This is a genomic window from Micromonospora salmantinae, assembly GCF_022230905.1.
GTDB classification, from domain to species: Bacteria; Actinomycetota; Actinomycetes; order Mycobacteriales; family Micromonosporaceae; genus Micromonospora; species Micromonospora salmantinae.
On the sequence record NZ_JAKKFG010000029.1, the window covers coordinates 33031 to 53223 of the forward strand.

Annotated in this window: 14 protein-coding genes; 8 read left to right on the forward strand and 6 right to left on the reverse strand. The window is 72.5% G+C overall.

Translation table 11 applies throughout. The features are described from left to right. Positions 1-99 precede the first annotated feature (99 nt). Entirely contained in the window at positions 100-1029 is a 930-nt protein-coding gene (locus tag PSH03_RS21595; protein WP_238690236.1) for an NADP-dependent oxidoreductase, read from the reverse strand. Positions 1030-1079: 50 nt separating this feature from the next. Between PSH03_RS21595 and PSH03_RS21600 the strand changes: the two genes are divergently transcribed. Beyond that, the gene (locus PSH03_RS21600) at positions 1080-1730 is read left to right on the forward strand and encodes a TetR/AcrR family transcriptional regulator (protein ID WP_238690237.1); all 651 of its coding nucleotides are present in this window, start codon (positions 1080-1082) and stop codon (positions 1728-1730) included. Positions 1731-1839: 109 nt separating this feature from the next. On the opposite strand, the gene PSH03_RS21605 is transcribed toward PSH03_RS21600, so the two are convergent. Together PSH03_RS21605 and PSH03_RS21610 are read right to left on the reverse strand one after the other, a co-directional pair. Next, the gene (locus tag PSH03_RS21605; RefSeq protein ID WP_210787369.1) at positions 1840-2532 is read right to left on the reverse strand and encodes a hemerythrin domain-containing protein; all 693 of its coding nucleotides are present in this window, start codon (positions 2530-2532) and stop codon (positions 1840-1842) included. Positions 2533-2622: 90 nt separating this feature from the next. Continuing rightward, positions 2623-5907 (reverse strand): ATP-binding protein, encoded by a 3285-nt coding sequence (locus PSH03_RS21610; protein WP_238690238.1) that lies wholly within the window; start codon positions 5905-5907, stop codon positions 2623-2625. Positions 5908-6072: 165 nt separating this feature from the next. Between PSH03_RS21610 and PSH03_RS21615 the strand changes: the two genes are divergently transcribed. Next, entirely contained in the window at positions 6073-6618 is a 546-nt protein-coding gene (locus PSH03_RS21615; RefSeq protein ID WP_210785760.1) for a YciI family protein, read from the forward strand. Between the two features lie 30 nt (positions 6619-6648). Here the strand turns inward: PSH03_RS21615 and PSH03_RS21620 are convergent, their stop codons facing one another. Continuing rightward, on the reverse strand, positions 6649-8901 hold the full coding sequence (locus PSH03_RS21620; RefSeq protein WP_238690239.1) for an adenylate/guanylate cyclase domain-containing protein: 2253 nt from the start codon (positions 8899-8901) through the stop codon (positions 6649-6651). Between the two features lie 194 nt (positions 8902-9095). Here PSH03_RS21620 and PSH03_RS21625 point away from each other — a divergent pair, with 194 nt between their 5' ends. The 5 genes from PSH03_RS21625 (at position 9096) to PSH03_RS21645 (ending at position 17495) form a co-directional block, all read left to right on the forward strand. Beyond that, on the forward strand, positions 9096-11993 hold the full coding sequence (locus PSH03_RS21625) for a helix-turn-helix transcriptional regulator (protein WP_210785762.1): 2898 nt from the start codon (positions 9096-9098) through the stop codon (positions 11991-11993). A 145-nt stretch (positions 11994-12138) separates the two neighbouring features. Then, complete coding sequence (locus PSH03_RS21630; protein ID WP_210785763.1) at positions 12139-12909, forward strand: DUF5995 family protein; 771 nt, start codon at positions 12139-12141, stop codon at positions 12907-12909. 376 nt (positions 12910-13285) lie between these two features. Beyond that, positions 13286-13687 (forward strand): hypothetical protein, encoded by a 402-nt coding sequence (locus PSH03_RS21635; protein WP_210785764.1) that lies wholly within the window; start codon positions 13286-13288, stop codon positions 13685-13687. A gap of 87 nt (positions 13688-13774) precedes the next feature. Continuing rightward, positions 13775-15871, forward strand: coding sequence for an APC family permease (locus PSH03_RS21640; protein WP_238690240.1), 2097 nt, complete (start codon positions 13775-13777; stop codon positions 15869-15871). A gap of 262 nt (positions 15872-16133) precedes the next feature. After that, positions 16134-17495, forward strand: coding sequence for a right-handed parallel beta-helix repeat-containing protein (locus PSH03_RS21645; protein WP_210785766.1), 1362 nt, complete (start codon positions 16134-16136; stop codon positions 17493-17495). 201 nt (positions 17496-17696) lie between these two features. Here the strand turns inward: PSH03_RS21645 and PSH03_RS21650 are convergent, their stop codons facing one another. Beyond that, positions 17697-18656, reverse strand: a complete 960-nt coding sequence (locus tag PSH03_RS21650; RefSeq protein ID WP_210785767.1) for a TIGR03557 family F420-dependent LLM class oxidoreductase — start codon at positions 18654-18656, stop codon at positions 17697-17699. Positions 18657-18818: 162 nt separating this feature from the next. Continuing rightward, a complete protein-coding gene (locus PSH03_RS21655; RefSeq protein WP_210785768.1) occupies positions 18819-19700 on the reverse strand; it encodes an NAD(P)-dependent oxidoreductase in 882 nt (293 codons plus the stop codon). A gap of 95 nt (positions 19701-19795) precedes the next feature. On the opposite strand from PSH03_RS21655, the gene PSH03_RS21660 reads away from it, so the two are divergent. Further along, the gene (locus tag PSH03_RS21660; protein WP_238690241.1) at positions 19796-20161 is read left to right on the forward strand and encodes a winged helix-turn-helix transcriptional regulator; all 366 of its coding nucleotides are present in this window, start codon (positions 19796-19798) and stop codon (positions 20159-20161) included. The last annotated feature ends 32 nt before the right edge of the window (positions 20162-20193 follow it).

Consider the following 20193-nt stretch of genomic DNA (forward strand, 5'->3'; position numbering starts at 1 on the left):
ACCCGTCCCGCGGCCCGCGCCCGCGTGGTGCTCGCCCACTACACCGGATGGTCGGCCGTGTGTGCCCGGGTCAGGTGGACAGAGGCTGGGTGGGGCACCCTACGGCTTCAGCACGATTTTGCCTCGCGCATGGCGGGACTCGCTCAGCTCGTGGGCGGCGGCCGCCTCATCCAGAGAGAACACGGCCGCGACCGGCACTGTGAAACGACTCCGCTCGGCGAGTTCGCCGACGGCGGCGATTCCGTCCAGAGCCGGTGTGTCCGCGCCGGGGCCAGAGCCGCGCGACAGGTGCACCCCGTATGCCGCGGCGTTGATGTCGGCGATGCTCACCACCCTGTCCGGGCTCGCGACCAGCCCGACCAGGTCTGGTAGAGAACCAGAGCCGGCACAGTCGAGTACGACATCCACCCCTCCGGGCAACAGAGTGTGGACCCGCTCGGCCAGCCTGGGGCCGTAGGTGGTCGGGATCGCCCCGAGCGCGGCGACGAACTCATGGTTGCGGTCGCTGGCCGTGCCGATGACGGCCGCACCGCGAGCGACAGCGAGCTGGATCGCGGTCGTACCGACCCCGCCGGCCGCGCCCTCGATCAACAGCGTAGTGCCGTTCTTGACGCCCAACCGGTCTAGCACCCGGGTGGCCGTCTCGATGTTGCCCGCCGCGCCGCCGGCCTGCACCCAGGTCAGGGCGGCCGGCTTCCGTGCCCACGCGGCCAGGACGGCGTACTCGGCGTTCGCTCCGCCCATCTGGGCGTAGTCCGTGATCCCGAAAACCTCATCTCCTACCCGAGCCGTGGTCACCCCGTCACCGACCTCATCCACCACGCCGGCAGCGTCGACACCGGGCACGTGCGGCAGACGGAGCGGCATCCACTCCTGGAATCGGCCGGCGCGAACGTACGTATCGGCAGGATTGACACCCGAGGCCCGAACCGCCACCCGAATCTGGCCGGGTCCGGCGTGCGGTTCCGGTGCCTCCGAGACCTCAAGGACACTCGCGGGACCGTACTTCGAAAATTGCAAAGCCCTCATACGCACGGACGCTAACGCAGGCCGCTGTCCGCCTCGCTAAAGTGAGAGTCGTGACCGATCGTTTGCCTCACGCCCTCCGCTCCGACGCCCTGGACAACCGCGAGCGCATCCTCGAGGCCGCCCGCGCTGTCTTCGCCGTTGACGGCCTGGACGTGCCGATGCGGGAGGTTGCCCGGCGCGCCGGGGTTGCACCCGCCACCCTTTACCGCCGATTTCCGACCAAGGAGATGCTGGTCACCGAGGCATTCACAGAACAGATGTACGCCTGTCGCGGCGTTGTCGACGAGGGCCTTGCCGATTCGGATCCATGGCACGGCTTCTGTCTCGTGATCGAGAAAATGTGTGAACTGCACGCACGCGACCGAGGCTTTACCGCAGCTCTAATTTCGACCTTTCCCAAAGCAGTTGATTTCGAGGCGCGCCGTGAATACGCGCTGAGAGCGATCGACGAACTGGCCCGGCGCGCCAAGGATGCGGGTCGCCTCCGCCCCGACTTCGTCCTGGACGACGTCATCCTCGTGCTCATGGCCAACAGCGGTATCCACGCGACCTCGCCGACCACTCAGGTCAGCGCCTCCCGGCGCTTCGCCGCGCTCGCCATCTCGGCGTTCCAAGCCTCTCCGGATGTCTCGCCGCTCCCGCCCGTGGCGCGGTTGGCACCCCCGGCGTCGGTATCCGGACGCAGCCAAGTGGGCCAGTAATCCCGGCGACCCAGCCGGCCGGGATCCCCGGCCGGCTGGGTCGCCGGATCGATCATGTTCAGGGTACGGCGGAGTTTCGGCGAGCCGCCGACCGAGCCGCTGACCTCGCTCAGCGGACGCTGGCGCCGATGCGCGGGGGCGTGGCGGTGCCGTGCACCCGCTTGGCGTGGCTGGCGAACAGCCGGGGCGCGATGATCGGCATGAGTAGCCGGGCCGGCAGCGGAGCGTGCGCCAGCACCGCCTTGACCACCTCCGGATCGCCCTCGTACATGGCAAGGCCGAAGGCCAGCGGGAGCTGCTTCTTCGGGGACTTGCTCATGCCGTGCTCGCCGAGCTGCATCCACTCCCGGGCGGTGACGTGCCGTTGCGCCAGCGGCAGGATCTCGCTCTCCTCCAGGGCCATGTGCTCGATCAGCGCGGCGCGTAGCTGCTCCAGGGCGTCCGCGAGCTGCTCACCGCCGCGTGCGGTGCGGCGCCACTGGGGGAGGAGGCCGACCACCGCCGCGTGGGCGTCCTCGATGGCGTGGTGCTGCGCCTCCATGGTGGGGACGATCGCCGCGGCCTCCGCGCCGCCGCGCTCCAGCAGCCGGGGCCAGAGCAGCAGGTCCTCGCCCTCGTGGTGCAGGTGCAGGATGTGGCAGAGCATCTCGGCGTGGGCGCCGACGACCTCCGCGCGCGTGGCGTCGCCCGGGGTGACGTCGCGGACGAGCTGCGGCAGCAGGCTGAACTCGCGACGGAGCGCCGAGTGCGCCATGTACATGTCGCGTACGTCGGCCATGGCTTCGCGCTGGTTCTGGTTCACGGTGACCTTTCCGAGGGATCAACTGGCACAGATCTGTTGATCATGCTCGGTGCCACTTGGAACCGGCTTGGAATCCGCCAACAGTGACGGTCAGCGGGCCATCGCCGCCGTCGCCTCGGCCAGCCAGTGCGGCGACTCCCACCGACGGGCGACCCGCGCGGCGAGGGTGAAGTGCCGGGTCGCCTCCTCGGTGCGGCCCACCAGCCGGAACAGCTCACCGAGGGTCAGCGCGACCGGCCGCACCACGGCCGCTGTGGTGGAGAAACCGGCCAGTTGGTCGCGTACCGGGAGCAGCGCGTCGATCACGGGCTGGGCAAGGTCCCGTCGACCCAGCGCCACGACGACCATCCCGCGCACGCTGAGCAGCGCCGACTCGAAATAGTCCGGGCGGTAGGTGTGCCGCCCGATCGGCATGGCGCGCGCCTCGTCCAGGCGCCCGCTTCCGATCAGCGCCAGCGCCAGCAGGTCGTCCACGATCGGGCCCAACGACCCCCGGATCCGCCGGGTCGCCTCCAGGTGCTCAGCGAACCGCCCCTGGCTGATCAGCAGGGTGCCGGTGGAGAAGTAGTGGAAGGCCTCGGCGTGCAGCGAACCCTGCCGCCGCATCTGCACGGCGACCTGGTCGTAGTGCCGCCGCGCCGCGGCGAAGTCGCCGGCGATGTGCGCGAGAGCGCCCAGCGAGCACAGGTTGATCGTCTGCGCCTCGTTCAGCTGGTACGTCTCGGCGAGCCACCCCTGCCGGGCGACGCTGAGGCGCAGTTCGTCCGGTTCGTTGAGCGCGGCAGCGCAGTGGCCGAGCGCCTGCTCGGCGACCGAACGGTAGGTCACCAGCCCGTGCTCGTCGGCGAGGTCACGCAGCTCACTGGCGAAGGTCCGACGGTCCGGCGCCTCCCGCTCGTAGCTCATGGTGCGCAGCCGCGCGGCCAGCCCGAGGGCGCGCAGCTCGGGGTCGTCGAACCGCTGCGAGAGGGCCAGCGCCTCCCGTCCGGCCGCCACGCCTCGTGGATCGGACTCGCCGTCCAACTCCGTGGCCAGCGCCTCCAGCAGCCGGCAGCGGGCGACCGGGTCCAGGTCGTCGGCGCGCAGCAGCCGCCCGAGCAGCTCGACGACCCGGTGGTCCACCACGCCGTACTCGTGGGTCAGCCACGGGGTGGGCACGGTCCACGCGGTGAACGCCGCGACCAGCAGGTCGTCGCGGCCGGACGCCGCGGCGACGTCGATCGCCCGAGCGCGGGTCTGCCGGGCGGCGGCCACCGCGCCGGCCCGCGCCTGGGCGCGCAGCAGCCGCCCGAGCAGGTCGACCTGGAGCGCGTCGCGGTCGCCGGCGACAGTGGCGGCGGCCTCGACAGCGTTGCTGAGCAGCTCGATCGCGGCGTCGTACGCGTACCGCCGCTCGGCCAACTCGGCGGCCCGGATGGCGTAGTCGACGGCGAGCGGTGCGGTGTCGGCCGACGCGGCCCGGGCGTACTGGTGGGCCAGGGCGGGGTAGTCGTCGGGCCGCAGCCGACGGGTGGCGGCGGCGATCCGCGCGTGCAGTCGGGTGCGGCGCAGCTGCGGCAGGTCGGTGTAGATGGTGTCGCAGACCAGGCCGTGCACGAACCGCACCCGCCCGGGCGCCGGTTCGGTGAGCAACCCGGCGGCCAACCCGGTTTCCAGCGCCCGCAGGACGCTTCCCTCGTCGGTGCCGGCAGCGTCGACGAGCGTTCGTACCTCGGCCTCCCGACCCACGGCCGAGGCGAGACGCAGCACCGAGACGGCCGTCGACGGGAGGCGGGAGAGTCGTCGGCGCAGCACGTCGCGTACGCCCTCGGGCACGTCGGAGGTGGCCACGAGCGTGCCCTCGGCGGCGAGCAGTCGCGCCGACTCCCGGACGTAGAACGGGTTGCCGCCGGTCCGCTCGGCCAACGCGGTGACCGTGTCCGGGTCGACCGTGGTCCGGGCCAGCGCGCCGAGCAGCCGTTCGACCTCGGACGTGCTCAGACCGCCCAACGGGATCCGCTGCGGTGACCGGCGGGCCAGGACGGCCATCGTGTCGGCGAGCCGCTCGGTGTTGTCGGCGGGACGCAGCGCCGCGACGAACAGGACGGTGCCGGTGGTCATCTCGGTGACGCTCTGCAACAGCAGCAATGTCTCCGCGTCGGCGGCGTGCAGGTCGTCGAGGATCATGGTGACCGGTCTGCGGGCCGCGGCGGCGTCCAACCAGGCGCCGACGGCGCGGTGCAGCCGGAACCGGCCGGCCGTGACGTCGCCGCCGGCCTCGCCGTCGCCCCCACCGAGCAGCGGGGCGAGCGCCGGTGTGAGATCGCCCGGGGGCGCCTGCTCGGCGAGTTGCCGCAGCGCCTCGACCCAGGCCCAGGCCGGCGGGGTGCCCTCGATCTCGGGGCAGCGGCCGACAGCGACCAGCCAGCCGTTAGCGGTGAGCTCGTCCCGAAACCGGGTGAGCAGGCTCGTCTTGCCGGCCCCGGCCTCACCGCTGAGCAGAGCGACTCGCGGCCCGCTCGCCATCGCCTCGGCGGCTGCCTGCCGAAGCGCCTCCAGCTCTGCCTCCCGGCCGACGAAGACCTCCTCCGGCCCCTGCCGCTGGACGCGTAGCGCTGTCGCTGCCGCCGGTGGCAGCAGGTCGAGTCGTTGGCCCAGGATGGCGGACTCCACCTCGACCAGCGCCGGGCCCGGGTCCAGTCCGAGCTGGTCCGCCAGGGTCGTCCGGGCCCGGCGCAGCGCGGCGAGCGCGTCGCCCTGCCGACCGGTACGCCACAACGCCAGCGCCAGCAGCCGCCAGCTCTCCTCCCGCAGCGGCGCCTGCCGGGTCAACAGCTCCGCCTCCGGCACCGCCTCGGCCGCGTCGCCGCAGCGCATCGTCACGTCGAGCAGCAGCTCCCGGGCGCCGAGCCGCAGTTCCTCCAGCCGCAGCACCTCCGGCTGCGCCCACGGCTCACCGGCGAATTCGGCGTACGCCCGACCGCGCCACAGCTCGAGCCCGACGCTGAGCAACCGACGTGCCCGGTCCGGGTCGGCGGGGCCGACCGCACGCGCCTCGGCGAGCAGCGTCTCGAACCGACCGGCGTCGACGGCGTCGACGGGCAGCCGCAGCGCGTAGCCCGGTGGCGCGGTGACCAGGACCCGGGCCGGCGCCCGGCGCTCGCGGGCCGGCTCCAGAAGGCGACGCAGATGCGAGACGTACGCCTGGAGGGAGGCGATCGCCCGGGGCGGCGGGTCACCCCGCCACAGATCCTCGATCATCTGCCCGACGGAGACGACCTGGCCGCGGGCCGCGAGCAGCAGCGCGAGCACAGCGCGTTGGCGGGGGCCGCCGAGGTCGACCGGCCCGCCTGTGTCGACCTCGACCTCAAGCGGCCCGAGCACCCGTAGCAGCATGACGGACCAATCCTAGTCGCGCTGGTGAGCGGCTCGACCGCTGCCACGGGACACCGGGCACCCAGCTCACGGCAGGCGCGCGCTGCTGGCCTCGGCGTCCGTACCGTAGCGGCCACTGCGGCACCCGGCCCGCCGCCGACGAGGGGCACCCGGCGAGAATGCGGCGTGGAGTTTCTCTGTTACCACAGTGACCGGCCCGGCTCGGCGGCCTTGCGCGACGACCTGTTGCCCGAGCACTGGTCGTACATGGATCGGTACGCGGCGGGAATGATCGCCCGTGGCCCGACCTTCGTCGGCGACACGCCCACCGGCAGCGTGCACATCGTCGACGTGCCCGACCCGGCTGCCGCGCGGGCGTTCGCGTTCGAGGAACCGAACTACCAGGCCGGCGTGTACCGGGACGTGCTGCTGCGCCGGTGGCGCAACACGCTGGGCCGCACCATGTGGGACTTCCCTGGCGGTCGGACCGGCGGCACCCGTTATCTGGTGCTCGGCCTCGGCGCCGGGCAGGCCGCCGACCTGGCCGTGCCGCCCGACCCGCACGAGCTGGTCGCGTACGGGCCCCTGCTGGCCGACGACGGCGTCACCTGGCTCGGCACCGCCGCGCTGCTGCGGGCGCCGAACCCGGACGCGGCGCGCGCCATATTGACCGTGGACCGGTACGCCGACATCGAGGTGCACAACTGGCAGTTCGGAGGGCGACCGTCCTGACCTGCCCTGAACCGCCCCGATGCCCCATGGTCAGGCGGTGGCGGGCAGGCCGTCCAGTGGGCGGATCAACGGTGGGCGGGGTATTGCCCGCACCACGCCCGGCGCAGTGCCGGCGTCGGCGAGTGTCCGGTGCCCAGCCGAACCCGCCGGCGTGGGGCGGATCGGCGCTGCGGGGCGTCCGATGTCCCGGAACGGGTCACCGCCCGCACTGCGCCGAGGTCGGGACGCCGCCGTGGCAGGCGTCGGCGGTACGTCGCCCGCCGAGGCGACGGCTCGGAGCCGGCGTGAGCCCGCCGTACGGTTGGCGTCGGAACCCGACGCGGCGGGACGGGTGGCCATCGTCGGGGTGGGACTGCCTCGCCTCAGCGCGGTCGGGCCGGTGCCACCGCCCGGCCCTGCCGGGGCCAGCGCCGCGAAGACGGCGTCGAGGCGGCCGGTCCGAGCGCCGACGGTGTCGAGGCGCACGATCTCCGCACTCCTCGCCGCCGAGCCGTTGACGCCACGAGCGCGCGGGTCGGGCGGGGTGGCATCCAGGTGCCCGGCGTCGCCGCTCGGCACGTCGACGGCCCGGCGTTGGAAGACGACCCGCAGGGCGCGGGGCAACCGTTCGACGGCGACCTGGCGCAGCGCGGGAGCGGCGAACGCGTACCCGTCGACGTGGTGGGGGAGGAGCAGCCCGGCGGCGACCAGCTTGCGGAGCGCGGATGCGGACCGACCGGGCGTCCAGCCGAGTGCCCGGTCCACGGCCGCCCCGGAGATCAGACCACCGAGGGTGCCGGCGGCCATCAGCACCGCCCGCCGCTCACCGTCGAGCTGGTCCAGCTCCGCGCCGACGGCTCGACGTACCGCCTCGGGCAGCGGGAGGGCCGCCGGATCGGCACCGTCCACCAGCGACGTGACGTACGCCGCCGCGTGCCCGGGGCGGCCTCCCACCAGCGGCAGCAGCCGGTCGACCAGGGCCACCGGCTGCCCGGCCCGGGTGAGCAGGTGGCGCAGCAGCCGTCCGGACTGCACAGTGGCCAGTGGTCCGATCGTCATCTGGCGTGCCGGGCCGGGCCGGGTGTCGGCCCACTGCGGCTGGTGCACTGTGAGCAGGGCCAGCGGCAGCCCGCGCTCCGTCGCCGCGCCGAACAGCGCGTGCAGGAAGCGGCTCACCGGGGGCGCGGCCCGGTCCAGGTCGTCGACTGCCACGATCAGTGGCCGGTGGGCGGCCAGCCGCAGTAGGACCTCGCGGCAGATCGCCGCGCCGGCGAGGGCGGCGGCCGAGCCGTCCGGGGTGGTCAGCATCCGCTGGAGCGCCGGAACGGCGGTGGCCACCCGGGTCGGCGGGAACAGCGGCGTCAGGGCGGCGACGAGCCGGTCGTGGACCGCCGCCGGGCCGTCGCTGTGCCGGATCCCGGCGAGGCTGCGGAGCAGGTGCGCGACCGGCGCCAACACCTGATCGGGGTACGGCTGACAGTGCGCCACGCACCAGCGGACCGTCAATCCGTCCACCGTGGTCAGCCCACGGGTCAGCTCGTGCAGCAGCCGGCTGCGGCCACTGCCGGTGGGGCCGACCAGTGAGATCCAGCGTGGCGTCCGGTCTCGGATGGCCGCGCCCAACTGGTCGTGGATGGTGGCCAGTTCGCGGCGTCGACCGATCAACGGGCCGTCGTGCCGGTCGGCGCCGGGGCGTACCGGACCGACGGCGTGCCAGACCGGCACCGGCGGCACCCGACCGGCGACCGGCACCGGCGTGAGCTGACGCTGGGTGATCAGGCCGGCGGTGGCGCGCGCGGTGGCCGCGCAGAGCGCGACGGCACCGGGCGCGGCGTACTCCTGCAGGCGGGCCGCTGTGGTGATCACCGCGCCGCTGGCCACGCCGTGCCCACCGGTGACGACGTCGCCCAGGTCGGCCACGACCTCGCCGGTGGCGACACCGACCCGGACACGCAGCCTGATGCCGTCGACCATGGGCCGTCGGTCCAGCGCGGCCTGGATCTCGAGCCCGGCGCGCACCGCCCGGTACGCGTCGAAGCCGTCGGAGTGCCGAGCGCCGAAGAGCGCCATCACGGCGTCGCCGATGTACTTCTCCACCACCCCGTGCCAGCGGTGCAGCACACCTGCCACGGTGTCGAAGTAGGCCCGTTGCAACGCTCGGACGTCCTCGGGGTCGAGCCGGTCCACCAGGGCCGTGGAGCCGACGATGTCCGCGAAGAGGACGGTGACGACGCGCCTCTCCTGAGGTACCGGCCAGAGCGGGGTGACGGTCCGTTGTGTGTCGACGATGATGCTGGTGGTCATGGGTGTCGCACCGGCCTTTCTCCCCGCTGTTGCCTGATCACCTCCGGAGATTGGCATTAGTGGGCCGACGGGGGATCTGCCGAACGACGTATGTCGGCCACCTGCAACCTTTAGTCGCAAAGTCGACGCGAGGAGTACCACAAGCGGTGGGCGGCCGTAGAACGGTGAGGGGCACTGTGATTAGGCTGCGTGGCATGGCCAGCGATGTGGACACCGCACCGCTCGTGGGCCGGGCCGAGCTGGTGCAGACGGTTCGGTCCGCGTTGCTCGGCGACGCCGCGCACGGGCAGACCGCGGCGGTCTTCCTGACCGGCGAGAGCGGTGTGGGAAAGACCCGGCTCTTGGGCGAGATCGGCGACCGCCTACGGGAGCGCGGCGCCGTGGTGCTCACCGGCAGCTGCCTCGACATCGGCGACGCCTCCCCGCTGCACCCGCTGCTGCAGGCGCTGCGCCGGTTCGACACCGAGGTGTCCGCCTCGCCCGCGCGCACCTCCTCGGCGGTGCGGGGGCTGCTGCAGATGTTCGCCGACGAGACCGCCGGCCCGGACGGCGCCGGCGCGTTGCTGGAGCGGGTCTCCCGTGGCCTGCACCTGATCGCCGAGGGCCGCCCGCTGGTGCTGATCCTCGACGACCTCCAGTGGGTCGACCGCAGCACCCGGCAGCTCCTGCTCTACCTGCTCGCCGGCCTGGGTGATCTTCAGTTGTCGGTGCTGGCGGCGGTGCGCGCCGAGTCGTTGCAGGGCGTGCACCCGTTGCGCCGGGTGCTCACCGAGCTGCGTCGGCTCCGCACGGTGCGGGTGCTCGACCTGGCGCCGCTGGGCCGCGCCGACACCGAGACGCTCGCCGCCGCTGTGGTCGGCCGGACGCTGACCGCGGACGCGGCCGAGCAGGTGTGGCAGCGCAGCGGTGGCAACCCGTTCGTCATCGAGGAGTTGGCCCGGGATCTGCGCGACGGCCGCGACGGCCTGTCCGAGACCCTGCGGGAGATCTTCCTCGACCGGGTCGACGCGCTGCCCCAACACGCGCACGCCGTGGTGCACGCGGTGGCCGCCGGGGTCGAGCCGGTGCAGCACTGGCTGCTGGCCGAGGTGCTACGGATGCCGGAGGACGAGCTGATCGCCGCGGCCCGGGCCGCGGTGGCGCACCGGCTGCTGGTCGGCGCCGACGAGGGCTACCGGCTGCGGCACCGCCTCGTGGCCGAGGTGCTGGCGCACGAGCTGCTGCCGGCCGAACGCTCCGGGCTGCACCGCCGCTACGCCGAGGCGCTGACCACGGCGCCGGGTGAGCTGCACCAGGCCCGGTTGGCGCACCACTGGCGGCTGGCCGGCGAGCCGGCGCGGGCCCTGCCGGCGGCGGTGGCCGCCGCCCAGGAGGCCGAGCGGCTGCACGGTTACGCCGAGGCGCACCGACACTGGTCGGCGGCGTTGCAGTTGGCCGCCGAGCCGGGCCCGCTGACTGTGGACCGGGTCGAGTTGCTCGAGAACGCCGCCGAGGCGGCCCACCACTGTGGGGAGCATGCCCGCGCGTTGGCCCTGCTGGAGGAGCTCGCCACGCTGCGGGGTGGCGAGCCGAGCTGCGCGCTGCACATCCGCCGGGCCCGCTACCTGGCCGCCGCCGGTCGCTCCGCGCTGGCCGAGGAGGAGTACCAGCGGGCGCTCAAGGCGGAGGACTGCTCCCCTCGGGACCGGGCGAGCGCCGCCGCCCGCCTGGCCGAGCTGTTGCTGCACCTGGGCCGCTACGCCGACGCCGGTGAGCGGGCCCGCGAGGCGTTGGCGTTGGCCGAGAACGTGGCGGGCTCGGCCACCGAGGTGGTGCTGGCCAGTTCGGCGTTGGGCTTCAGCGACGCCTGTCTGGAAGACCCGGACGCCGGTCTGGCGGTCATGCGCGACGCCCTCGACACCGCCGAGCGTGCCGGTCAACCCGAGGACGTGGCCTGCGCGTACCTGCACCTGGCGGAGCTGCTGACCGGGCCGCTGAACGTCCTCGAAGAGGGCGTGGTGGTGGCCCGGCGGGGCGCCGAACGGGTGGCCGAGCTGGGGCTGGGCCGCACCTGGGGCACCCGGCTGCTGGCCATCGCCATCAACGGGCTGTTCCGGGTGGGCCAGTGGGCCGAGGCGGAGAAGGTGGTGGCCGCGGCCCTGCGGCACCGACCGTCCGGTGCGGACGCCGTGGAGCTGCTGTTGGCCCGGTGTCGGCTGTCGGTGGGCTACGGCGACATCGAGGCCGCCGGTCGGGACCTCGACGCGGTGGCGACCCTGCTCGCCGGCGGCGGGGCGCGACACGTCATTCCGCTGCTCACCCTGCGCTCCGGGCTCGCCATGTGGGAGGGCCGCCACGACGTGGCCCGGCAGGCGGTGCAGCGCGGCCTCACCGAGAGCCGTTCCGACGACGTGATGATCCTCTCCGCGCTGGTCTGGCACGGCCTGCGCGCCGAGGCTGAGGCGCACGCCAGCCGCACGGTGGAGGTGGACCCGACGGCGGTGCGCCGGCTGCGGGACGTGGCCGAGCGGGTGGCCCGCAAGAGCGCCGGTGCCGCCCGGCCGGTGCGCTCGGTGGTGGAGGGCTTCCTGGCGCTGTGCGCCGCCGAGGTGAGCCGCCTCGACGGCAGCGATCCGGAGCTGTGGGCCGTGTCGGCCGCCGAGTGGGATCGACGCAATCACCCCTATCCGGCGGCCTACTCGCGGCTGCGGCAGGCCGAGGCGCTGCTGGCTCGGCGCAGCCGGGTGGCGACCGCCGGCAAGCTCCTGCGGGAGGCGTACCGGGTGGCGCAGGGGTTGGGCGCGGTGCCGTTGACCTCGGAGATCCGCGAGCTGGCCGGGCGGGCCCGGGTGTCGCTGGACGAGCGCGACAGCACCACCGGTGCGCGCAGCGTCCCGGTCGAGGCGTCCGACGACGAGTTGGCGGCGCTCACCGCCCGGGAGCGGGAAGTGCTCGCCCTGGTCGCCGAGGGGTTGACCAACAGGGAGATCGGGCAGCGGCTGTTCATCAGCGAGCGGACCATCGGGGTGCACGTGTCGCACATCTTCGACAAGCTCCAGGTGCGTACCCGCGTGCAGGCCAGCGCGATCCAGTTGCGCAACCAACGGGGCTGACCGACCCGACCACTGAAGTACGTATCCCGGCGCGTGTGCGCGCCGGGATACGTCGTTCTACTGATCCGGTGCCCCGGTGTCGGCTGAGAGGCTGGGCCGCGTCGACGACGGCACGGGGGATGCCGCCGACCACAATGGAGGAAAAATGATCGAACCGGTCTGGGGGCCCGTGCACCGGGACATCGTCGACCTGCTCGCCGATCATCCCGCGGACGTGCCGGCCGTGGTCGATCACCTGACCAAGCTCCAGGACATGCTGGTCCGGCTGCCACCGTTGGAAGCCAGTTGCCCCCTCGCTGACTTCAACAAGCTCTACCTGACCATCACCAGCAGCGTGCTGGACGGGCTGTACGACGACCGCTTCGTCGATCCGGTCTTCCTCTCCCGGCTCGACGTCGAGTTCGCCGCCCGGTACTTCGACGCGATGAGACTGTGGACCGACTCCAGCCCCGGCACCCCGAAGGCGTGGTCGTGCCTCTTCGAGCGGATGCGGGGGCCCGATGCCCGCCCGCTGCCGTCGGCGGCGGCCGGGGTGAACGCGCACATCAACTTCGACCTGCCGTTCGCACTGGTGACCACGTTCGACCACCTGGAGTCGGAGCCGGTCGACGGCAGCGACCAGCACCACGACTACCTCGAGATCAACAACATCTTCGCGGACAAGATCCCCGGCTTGCGCCGGGGTTACCTGGAGCGGTGGCAGCTGCTCATCGACATGCTCAACGGCGACATCGACGACTGGTACCAGGGGGAACTGGTCGAGTACACCCGCGATGTCGCCTGGCGCAACGCGCAGAAGATCTGGCGGTGCCGGCACGATCCGGACGCCCGCGAGTGTGAGCGCACACGGTTGGACGACAACGCCGCGGCGCTCGGCCGGTTGCTGCTCTCGCCCCTCGGGGCGTTCCTGCAGTAGCCGGGACGGGGGGCCTCCGCGCTCCGCCCCGTGGGGGGCGGCGGAGCGCGGGGGCGCGTCCCACCAGTTCCACCCCGCGTGGCCGCCCGAGGTCGGGTCGGTCACGCCGGGGGACAGCCGGTCGGCCCGGGGGGTGTCGACCGTCTGCCACCGTCGGCCGGCCCGGGGGGTGTCGGCCGGCGGTGGGGGAGCACCGAACGGGGTCAGTTCGACCGGCGTGCGGATCCGGGGGGTGTCGGCGGGCCCGGATCGGGTACGCCCGCGCCATGACCGTCCTGGCCCGGCGCCGGCCCGCCGCCCGCCCCCGGCCCGCGCGGCCCGGCCCCCTGCGGCCGGGCGGCCCGGTGTCGCGGCCCACCGCTCGGCCCGGCGCCCGATGACCGGCGTCGTGGCCCGGTTTCCGTTCCGCTTCGACCCGGTGTTCCGCCCGGTGCTGGCGCTGCTGGGGGTCCGCCCGGCGACGGCCTGGGTCGTCGTCACCGAACGGGACCTGATGATCCGGTACGGGCCCTGGCGGCTGCGGACCGAGCGGGACAACGTCACCGCCGTCGAGCTGAGCGGGCCGTACCGATGGTGGCGGGCGATCGGCCCGCACCTGTCGCTGGCCGACGGCGGTGCGACCTTCGGCAGCAGTGCGGCCGGCGGGATCTGCCTGCGCTTCGCCGTACCGGTGCCGGCGCTGCTGCCTGGCGGGCGGCCCCGGCACCCGGCGGCCACGGTGACCGTCGCCGACCCACCCGCGCTGGCCCGGCTGTTCACCGTCACGGACCTGTCCTGAGCAGGCCGAACAGGTGCCCGGTTCCGCCGATCGGGCGCCGGGTCACCGCCTACCGTCAGATCAGGACCTGTGAGGGTGGGACTGGCGATGGCTGACGAGCACCGGGCGAAACCAGGGCGCTGGACCGGGCGCCGCCACGCGCCGAGCGGCCCGGACCCGGCGCTGCGGGCGGCCCGCGATCCGGCCCGCCCACACCGGGGCGGCCGGCACGGCGTCGTGGTGCCCGAACGCGTGGCCACCCCGGCCCGCTCGGCGCCGCCGGCCAGCCCGTTGCGCCGGTGGCTCTTCCAGCACCAGGTGCAGCCGCCCGGCCCCGAGGCGACCGAGGGGCAGAACCGTCGGCACGCCTGGTGGCAGGTGATGTGCCTGACCGGCGTGGACTACTTCTCCACGCTGTCGTACCTGCCGGGAATCGCGGCGGTGGCGGCCGGCGCGCTTTCCCCGCTGGCGACCCTGTTGATCGTCGTGCTCACCCTGTTCGGCATGCTGCCGATGTACCGGCGGGTGGCCCAGGAGAGCCCGCACGGTCAGGGTTCGGTGGCGATGTTGGAGCGGTTGTTGCCGTTCTGGCGGGGCAAGATTTTCGTCCTCGTGCTGCTCGGCTTCGTGGCCACCTCCTGGATCATCACGATCACCCTCTCCTCGGCCGACGCCACAGTGCACCTGCTGGAGAACCCGTACCTGCCGGACGTCCTGCACGGGTCCGTGGTGCCGGTCGTGGTGACGGTGGTGCTGCTGCTCATCCTCGGCGGGGTGTTCCTGCTCGGGTTCCGCGAGGCGGTGGTGGTGGCCATCCCGCTGGTCGCGGTCTTCCTTGTGCTCAACGCGGTGATCGTCGTGGTCGCGGTGGCCCGGATCGTCGAGGACCCGGGCATCGTGTCGAACTGGACGGCCGCGGTGACCTCGACCGGTGGCGGCCCGGGCGGGGTGCTGGTCACCGCCGTGTTGGCGTTCCCGCTGCTGGTGCTGGGGCTGTCGGGTTTCGAGACCGGGGTCAGCATGATGCCCCTGGTTTCGGCCGACGGAGCGGACAAGCAGGCCCGGCTCGCCGCCCGGATCCGCAACACTCGTCGGCTGCTCACCACCGCCGCGTTGATCATGTCGGTGTACCTGATCTCGACGACCTTCGTGACCACGGCGCTCATTCCGGCGGAGGAGTTCCGGCCGGGCGGCGGCGCGAACGGGCGGGCGCTGGCGTTCCTGGCGCACACCTACCTGGGGGAGGTGTTCGGCAGCGTCTACGACGTGAGCAGCGTGCTCATCCTCTGGTTCGCCGGCGCCTCGGCGATGGCCGGGCTGATCAACATCGTGCCGCGCTACCTGCCGTCGTACGGCATGGCGCCCGAGTGGGCGCGGGCGGTACGCCCCGTGGTGATCGTCTACACCGTCGTCAGCGTCGCCATCACGATCGCCTTTCGCGCCGACGTCAACGCCCAGGCCGGGGCGTACGCCACCGGGATCCTGGCCATGATGGTCTCCGGCGCGGTGGCGGTGACGATCTCCGCGGCCCGTCATCACCGGCGTGGCTCCGCGATCGGCTTCACAGTGCTGACCCTGGTGCTGCTGTACGCGCTGCTGGAGAACGTCATCGAACAGCCGGACGGCATCACGATCTCCGCGCTGTTCATCCTCGGCATCATCGTGGTCTCGTTGGTCTCCCGGGTCACCCGGACCACCGAGTTGCGCGCCGAGCGGATCGAGTTCGACGAGGCGGCCCGTCGGTTCATCACCGAGTCGCTGGCGCACGACGGGCAGCTGCACCTGATCGCGAACAAGCGGCAGAAGGGGTCGGTGAAGGAGTACACGATCAAGGAGCGTGCGCAGCGCGGGATGAATCCGGTGCCCGGGGCCGCGGACGTGCTGTTCCTGGAGATCGACGTGGTCGATCCGTCGGAGTTCAGTCAGGTGTTGCGCGTGCACGGGATGGAGGTGGGCGGCTTCCGGGTGCTGCGGGCCAACAGCCCGGCCGCGCCGAACGCGATCGCCGCGATCCTGCTGGCCCTGCGGGACGCCACCGGCGTCCGGCCGCACGCGCACTTCGAGTGGTCGGAGGGCAGCCCGATCGCGCATCTGGCGCGCTACCTCATCCTGGGCCGGGGGGACACCCCGCCGGTCGTGCGGGAGATCATCCGCCGGACCGAACGGGACCCGCTGCGTCGACCCGGCATCCACGTCGGCGGGTGAGTTCGGCGCTGACGTGGCCGCCATTGGGGCCGGCCCCTGGCACTGGAGCGGCCCCGAGCCGGTGTTTCGGAGGGATTCGGCCCTGTTGTGCCGGTCGGGTGCCGGACGGGGCACCCAAGCGCAATCGCAAGCTTATTCACGTTCGCCTGCCTTGTCACATTTGACCGTCGTATCGTCATTTCGGTGGCGGTAGGGACGTTAGCCACCCCGCGCCTGTTTTGGGGGCGGCCGTGTTCAGATGCACGAGGGGCAGGGAAGTTCTATGTTCACGTACCGAGCGAGTCGACGCCCAGCGCGGCCCAGGCGGCGGTCCCGGTGGTTCTTAACCGGTGGTCTGGTGGCTGGTGGCATGGTGGTGGCGACGACGGGTCTGACCGGCGTGGCGGCTGCGGCGGCCGACCGGGTGACGGTGCCCTGCGACTCCGACCGGCTCATCGCGGCGCTCGTCCGTGCCAACGCCGAGGGTGGCGGCGAGCTTCGCCTGGCGCGCAAGTGCACCTACACCCTCACCGAGGCTTTCCAGCAACCCGACGATTACGACGGCGGCATCCGGGACGCCCGCGAGGCTGCCGACACCGCCGAGAACCCCGGGGACGCCGAGACGCCCCCGCGCGATCCGAAGGACGACAAGGCCGGTCTGCCTGTCATCTACCACGCCATCACCATCCGGGGGGAGGGCGCCACCATCCGGCGCGACCCGGACGCCGAGGAGTTCCGGTTCTTCACCGTCCGCGATGGTGGTGAGTTGGACCTGAGTGACGTCGTCCTCAAGAACGGCCGGTCGGCAGCCGAGGGGGGCAGCATCCACGTGGTCCATGGAGCCGCCGCCGCCGTGCGGCGCACGACGATCATCGGAAGCACCTCCCGCTCCGCCGAGGGAGGCGGTGGCGCGGTCTTCAACGACGGCAACATGGTGATCAGCGACAGCACCTTCGTCGGCAACCGCGCCATCGGCAAGGAGGGCAAGGGCGGAGGGCTGCTCAACGGTGGCGTGCTCACCCTGGACAAGTCGAAGTTCTTCGAGAACACCGCCGCCAGCTATGGCGGTGGGCTCGGCAACTACCGGGGAGCGGCCGAGGTCCACCGGAGCACGTTCGCCGACAACAAGGCGGCGCAGGGCGGGGGCTTCGCCAGTTTCTCGGCGCGCAGCAAGGTCTCGGACGTCCGGGTGATCGGCAACACCGCCGAGGTCGGCGGGGGCATCGCGAACTCGGACGCGGTGCTCTACCTGCGGGGCATGACGATCCGTGACAACACCGCCACGGTCAAGGGCGGCGGCATCTCCACCTTCCAGGGCCTGCTTCCGCTCGACGAGAGCACCATCACGGACAACATGTCCGAAGGCGACGGTGGTGGGATCTACTCGGAGAAGTCCAACCTGCTGGTGCGCCGTAGCGACGTCAGCCGCAACGACGCCGACAAGAAGGCGGGCGGCATCTTCGTCACCATGGGCCAGATTTCGCTGTTCAAGAGCCGAGTGGCCGACAATGTCTCCGACGTTCGGCCGGGCGGCCTCTTCGTGGACAAAGCCCAGGCCAAGGTCGATGACGAGACCGAGATCAGCGGCAACGAGCCCAGCAACTGCCTGGACAGCACGGCGCCGGTTCCCAACTGTTTCCGCTGACCATCAGTGGGGTGGCCCGCCGGGTGGCGGACACCGGTCCAAAACGCACCCGACCCGCAGGAGCGATCGACCGATCGCCGGTGGGCCGGGTGCGCCGGCTGTACCCCTGGCGTAGCTGATGGTCATGCGGGCGACACCTCCGGCGGCGAATGCTCCGAACCAGCCTCCTGGCCTGCCCTCGGCGAGCGGATGGGTGCGCCCTCAGCCCATCGCGCGCAGACGGCCGGAGAGGTCGCCGGCGAAGAAGTCGAGGAAGCCGTCCGGGTCGGGGCCGGCGTTCTGCAGGACGATGTGGTCGAAGCCGGCCTCGACGTACGACCGGACCTTCGCGACGTGCGGTTCCGGGTCCGGGCCGATGGCGAAGAGCTGCCGGATGTGCTTCTCCTCGACGTACGCGCTGGCCGCGTCGAAGTTGACCGGGTTCGGCAGTTCGCTCATCACCTTCCAGCCGGTGACCATCCATCGGCTCGTCTGCAACACCGCCTGCACCGCCTGTTGCTCGTCGGTGGCCCAGGCCAGTGGCACCTCGGCGTAGCGCGGGCCCGAACCCTGGGCGCGGCGGTAGTGCTCGACGATCGACGCGTCCGGCTCGGTGGCGAACAGGCCGTCGCCCAACTCGGCGGCGAGCCGCGCCGACACCTCACCGCTGGCCGCCACCGCGATCACGGGCAGGGTGTCCGGCAGATCGAAGATCCGGGCGTCCTCCAGTTGCAGGTGCCGGCCCTCGTATGACTGGTAGCCGCCCTGCCAGAGCAGTCGGATGATCTCCAGCGCCTCGCGTAGTCGCTCGTGTCGCCCTCGCACGCTGGGGAAGCCCTGCCCGACCACGTGCTCGTTGAGCCGCTCTCCGGCGCCCACCCCGAGGGTGAACCGGCCGTCGGAGATCAGCGCCATTGTCGCAGCGGCCTGCGCGATGATCGCCGGGTGGTAGCGGACGGTCGGGCAGGTGACCCCGGTGGCCAGGCGCAGGGTGCTGGTCCTGGCCGCGATGGCGCCGAGCACGCTCCAGGTGAAGGACGAGTGCCCCTGAGCGTCCAGCCACGGGTGGAAGTGGTCGCTCATCTCGACGAAGTCGAAGCCGGCCCGCTCGGCCCGCTCGGCCTGCCGGATGATCTCCTGCGGGCCGTATCCCTCCGCGGCCAGCTTGTAGCCGATCTGCATGCCCACACTCCCGATCCCGTTCGCCGACTGAGGCATCGGCGGTTCCCGGTCTCGGCGCGGACAAACGCCGGCGAGCTGCAAACCAGCCTCCTAGGATGCCCTAGCCGGTGTGCGGTGGGCGACGTCAGGCACCAAGGAACCGCCTCCAGCCACCGGACATCGTCACCGCACCAGCAGATCGATCACGCCCGTCAGGTCCTCCTCGCCACCGCCCTCCGCCAGGCGGCGGCGCATCAGGTCGAAGTAGGGAAGGAGCAGTTCGGGGCTGACGCCCTGCTGCTCGGCGGTGCGCAGAAAGGTCGAGGTGCCGGCCACCTGCATGGCGAGAGGGGAGACGACTCCAGTGGTGTAGTCCCCGCCGCGCAGCTGGTCGGCGGTCTGGTGCACCGCCGGGACCATCGCGACGAGCCAGTCGGCGAGCAGTGGCGCGAACGCCGCCGGGTCGATGTCCTCCCGACGGATCAGGGCGAAGGCGTGCGCGGCCCCGGCGAACATTCCGTACATGGCGCTGAGCAGAGCCACGTCGTGCAGGGCCGCGAAGCCGGCGTCCTCGCCGACGTAGGTGGTGCCGACCGGGACGCCCAGCGTCTCCCGGTGCCGTTCGAACAGCGCTCGCGAGCCGCTGTAGAAGGCGTAGCCGCCGGCCTCCGGGACGCCGACCATCGGCGGGACAGCCATGATTCCACCGTCCAGGTAGCGCGCGCCGCGGCTGCGGGCCCAGGCCGCGCGGGCGCGGGCCTGGGCAGGGGTGCTGGTGGTCAGGTTGACCAGGTCCCGGCCGACCAGGTCCACGCCAGCCAGCACCTCGTCGACCGAGCTGTCGTCCAACAGGCAGACGACCACCAGGGTGCTCGCCGCGACCGCCTGAGCGGCGCTGCCCGCGATCCTTGCCCCGTCGGGCGCGAGCGCTGCGGCGCGGGCCGGGGTGCGGTTCCAGACGGTGAGCGGGTAGCCGGCGGCAAGCCAGGCGTGGGCCAGCGCGGTACCCATCGCACCGAGTCCCAGCATCGTGACGGAGGGCTTCTCCACAGTGTTCGGTTCCATGCCGATTAGGCTGGTCATCGGTCCCCAGATGATCAAGTACGCACTTCGGAGTGCGTGGTTACCCGGGGGTGAGCGAGCACGTCGGAGGGGTGGGTATGGCGACGGTGAACCGGCCGGGCACCGCGGACGGACACACCTGCGGTATCGACACCGCGATGGAGGTGATCGGCGGCAAGTGGAAGGTGCTGATCCTCTGGGCGCTCCATGAGCACCCCCTGCGTCGCTTCGGCGAGCTGCGTCGACTGCTTCCGGGGATCACCGAGAAGGTGCTGGCCTCCCACCTACGGGAGATGGAGGCGGACGGCGTGGTGCACCGCGTCTCCTACGACGAGGTGCCGCCCCGCGTCGAGTACTCGTTGACCGAGGACGGCACGCGCCTCAACGAGGCCCTGGAGCCAATGGCCGCCTGGGGACGCGACCGGTCGACCGGTCGACGGTCGGGGGAGGAGACGGCCCAGTGATCCTGGCGACCTCGTCGAAACCGCGCCGGCCC

Coding starts and splice junctions, on each gene's coding strand:
- PSH03_RS21595 (WP_238690236.1), bottom strand. CDS start 1,029: ATGAGGGCTTTGCAATTTTCGAAGTACGGTCCCGCGAGTGTCCTTGAG.
- PSH03_RS21610 (WP_238690238.1), bottom strand. CDS start 5,907: ATGCTGCTACGGGTGCTCGGGCCGCTTGAGGTCGAGGTCGACACAGGC.
- PSH03_RS21620 (WP_238690239.1), bottom strand. CDS start 8,901: ATGACCACCAGCATCATCGTCGACACACAACGGACCGTCACCCCGCTC.
- PSH03_RS21625 (WP_210785762.1), top strand. CDS start 9,096: ATGGCCAGCGATGTGGACACCGCACCGCTCGTGGGCCGGGCCGAGCTG.
- PSH03_RS21630 (WP_210785763.1), top strand. CDS start 12,139: ATGATCGAACCGGTCTGGGGGCCCGTGCACCGGGACATCGTCGACCTG.
- PSH03_RS21635 (WP_210785764.1), top strand. CDS start 13,286: ATGACCGGCGTCGTGGCCCGGTTTCCGTTCCGCTTCGACCCGGTGTTC.
- PSH03_RS21640 (WP_238690240.1), top strand. CDS start 13,775: ATGGCTGACGAGCACCGGGCGAAACCAGGGCGCTGGACCGGGCGCCGC.
- PSH03_RS21645 (WP_210785766.1), top strand. CDS start 16,134: ATGTTCACGTACCGAGCGAGTCGACGCCCAGCGCGGCCCAGGCGGCGG.
- PSH03_RS21650 (WP_210785767.1), bottom strand. CDS start 18,656: ATGCAGATCGGCTACAAGCTGGCCGCGGAGGGATACGGCCCGCAGGAG.
- PSH03_RS21655 (WP_210785768.1), bottom strand. CDS start 19,700: ATGGAACCGAACACTGTGGAGAAGCCCTCCGTCACGATGCTGGGACTC.
- PSH03_RS21660 (WP_238690241.1), top strand. CDS start 19,796: ATGGCGACGGTGAACCGGCCGGGCACCGCGGACGGACACACCTGCGGT.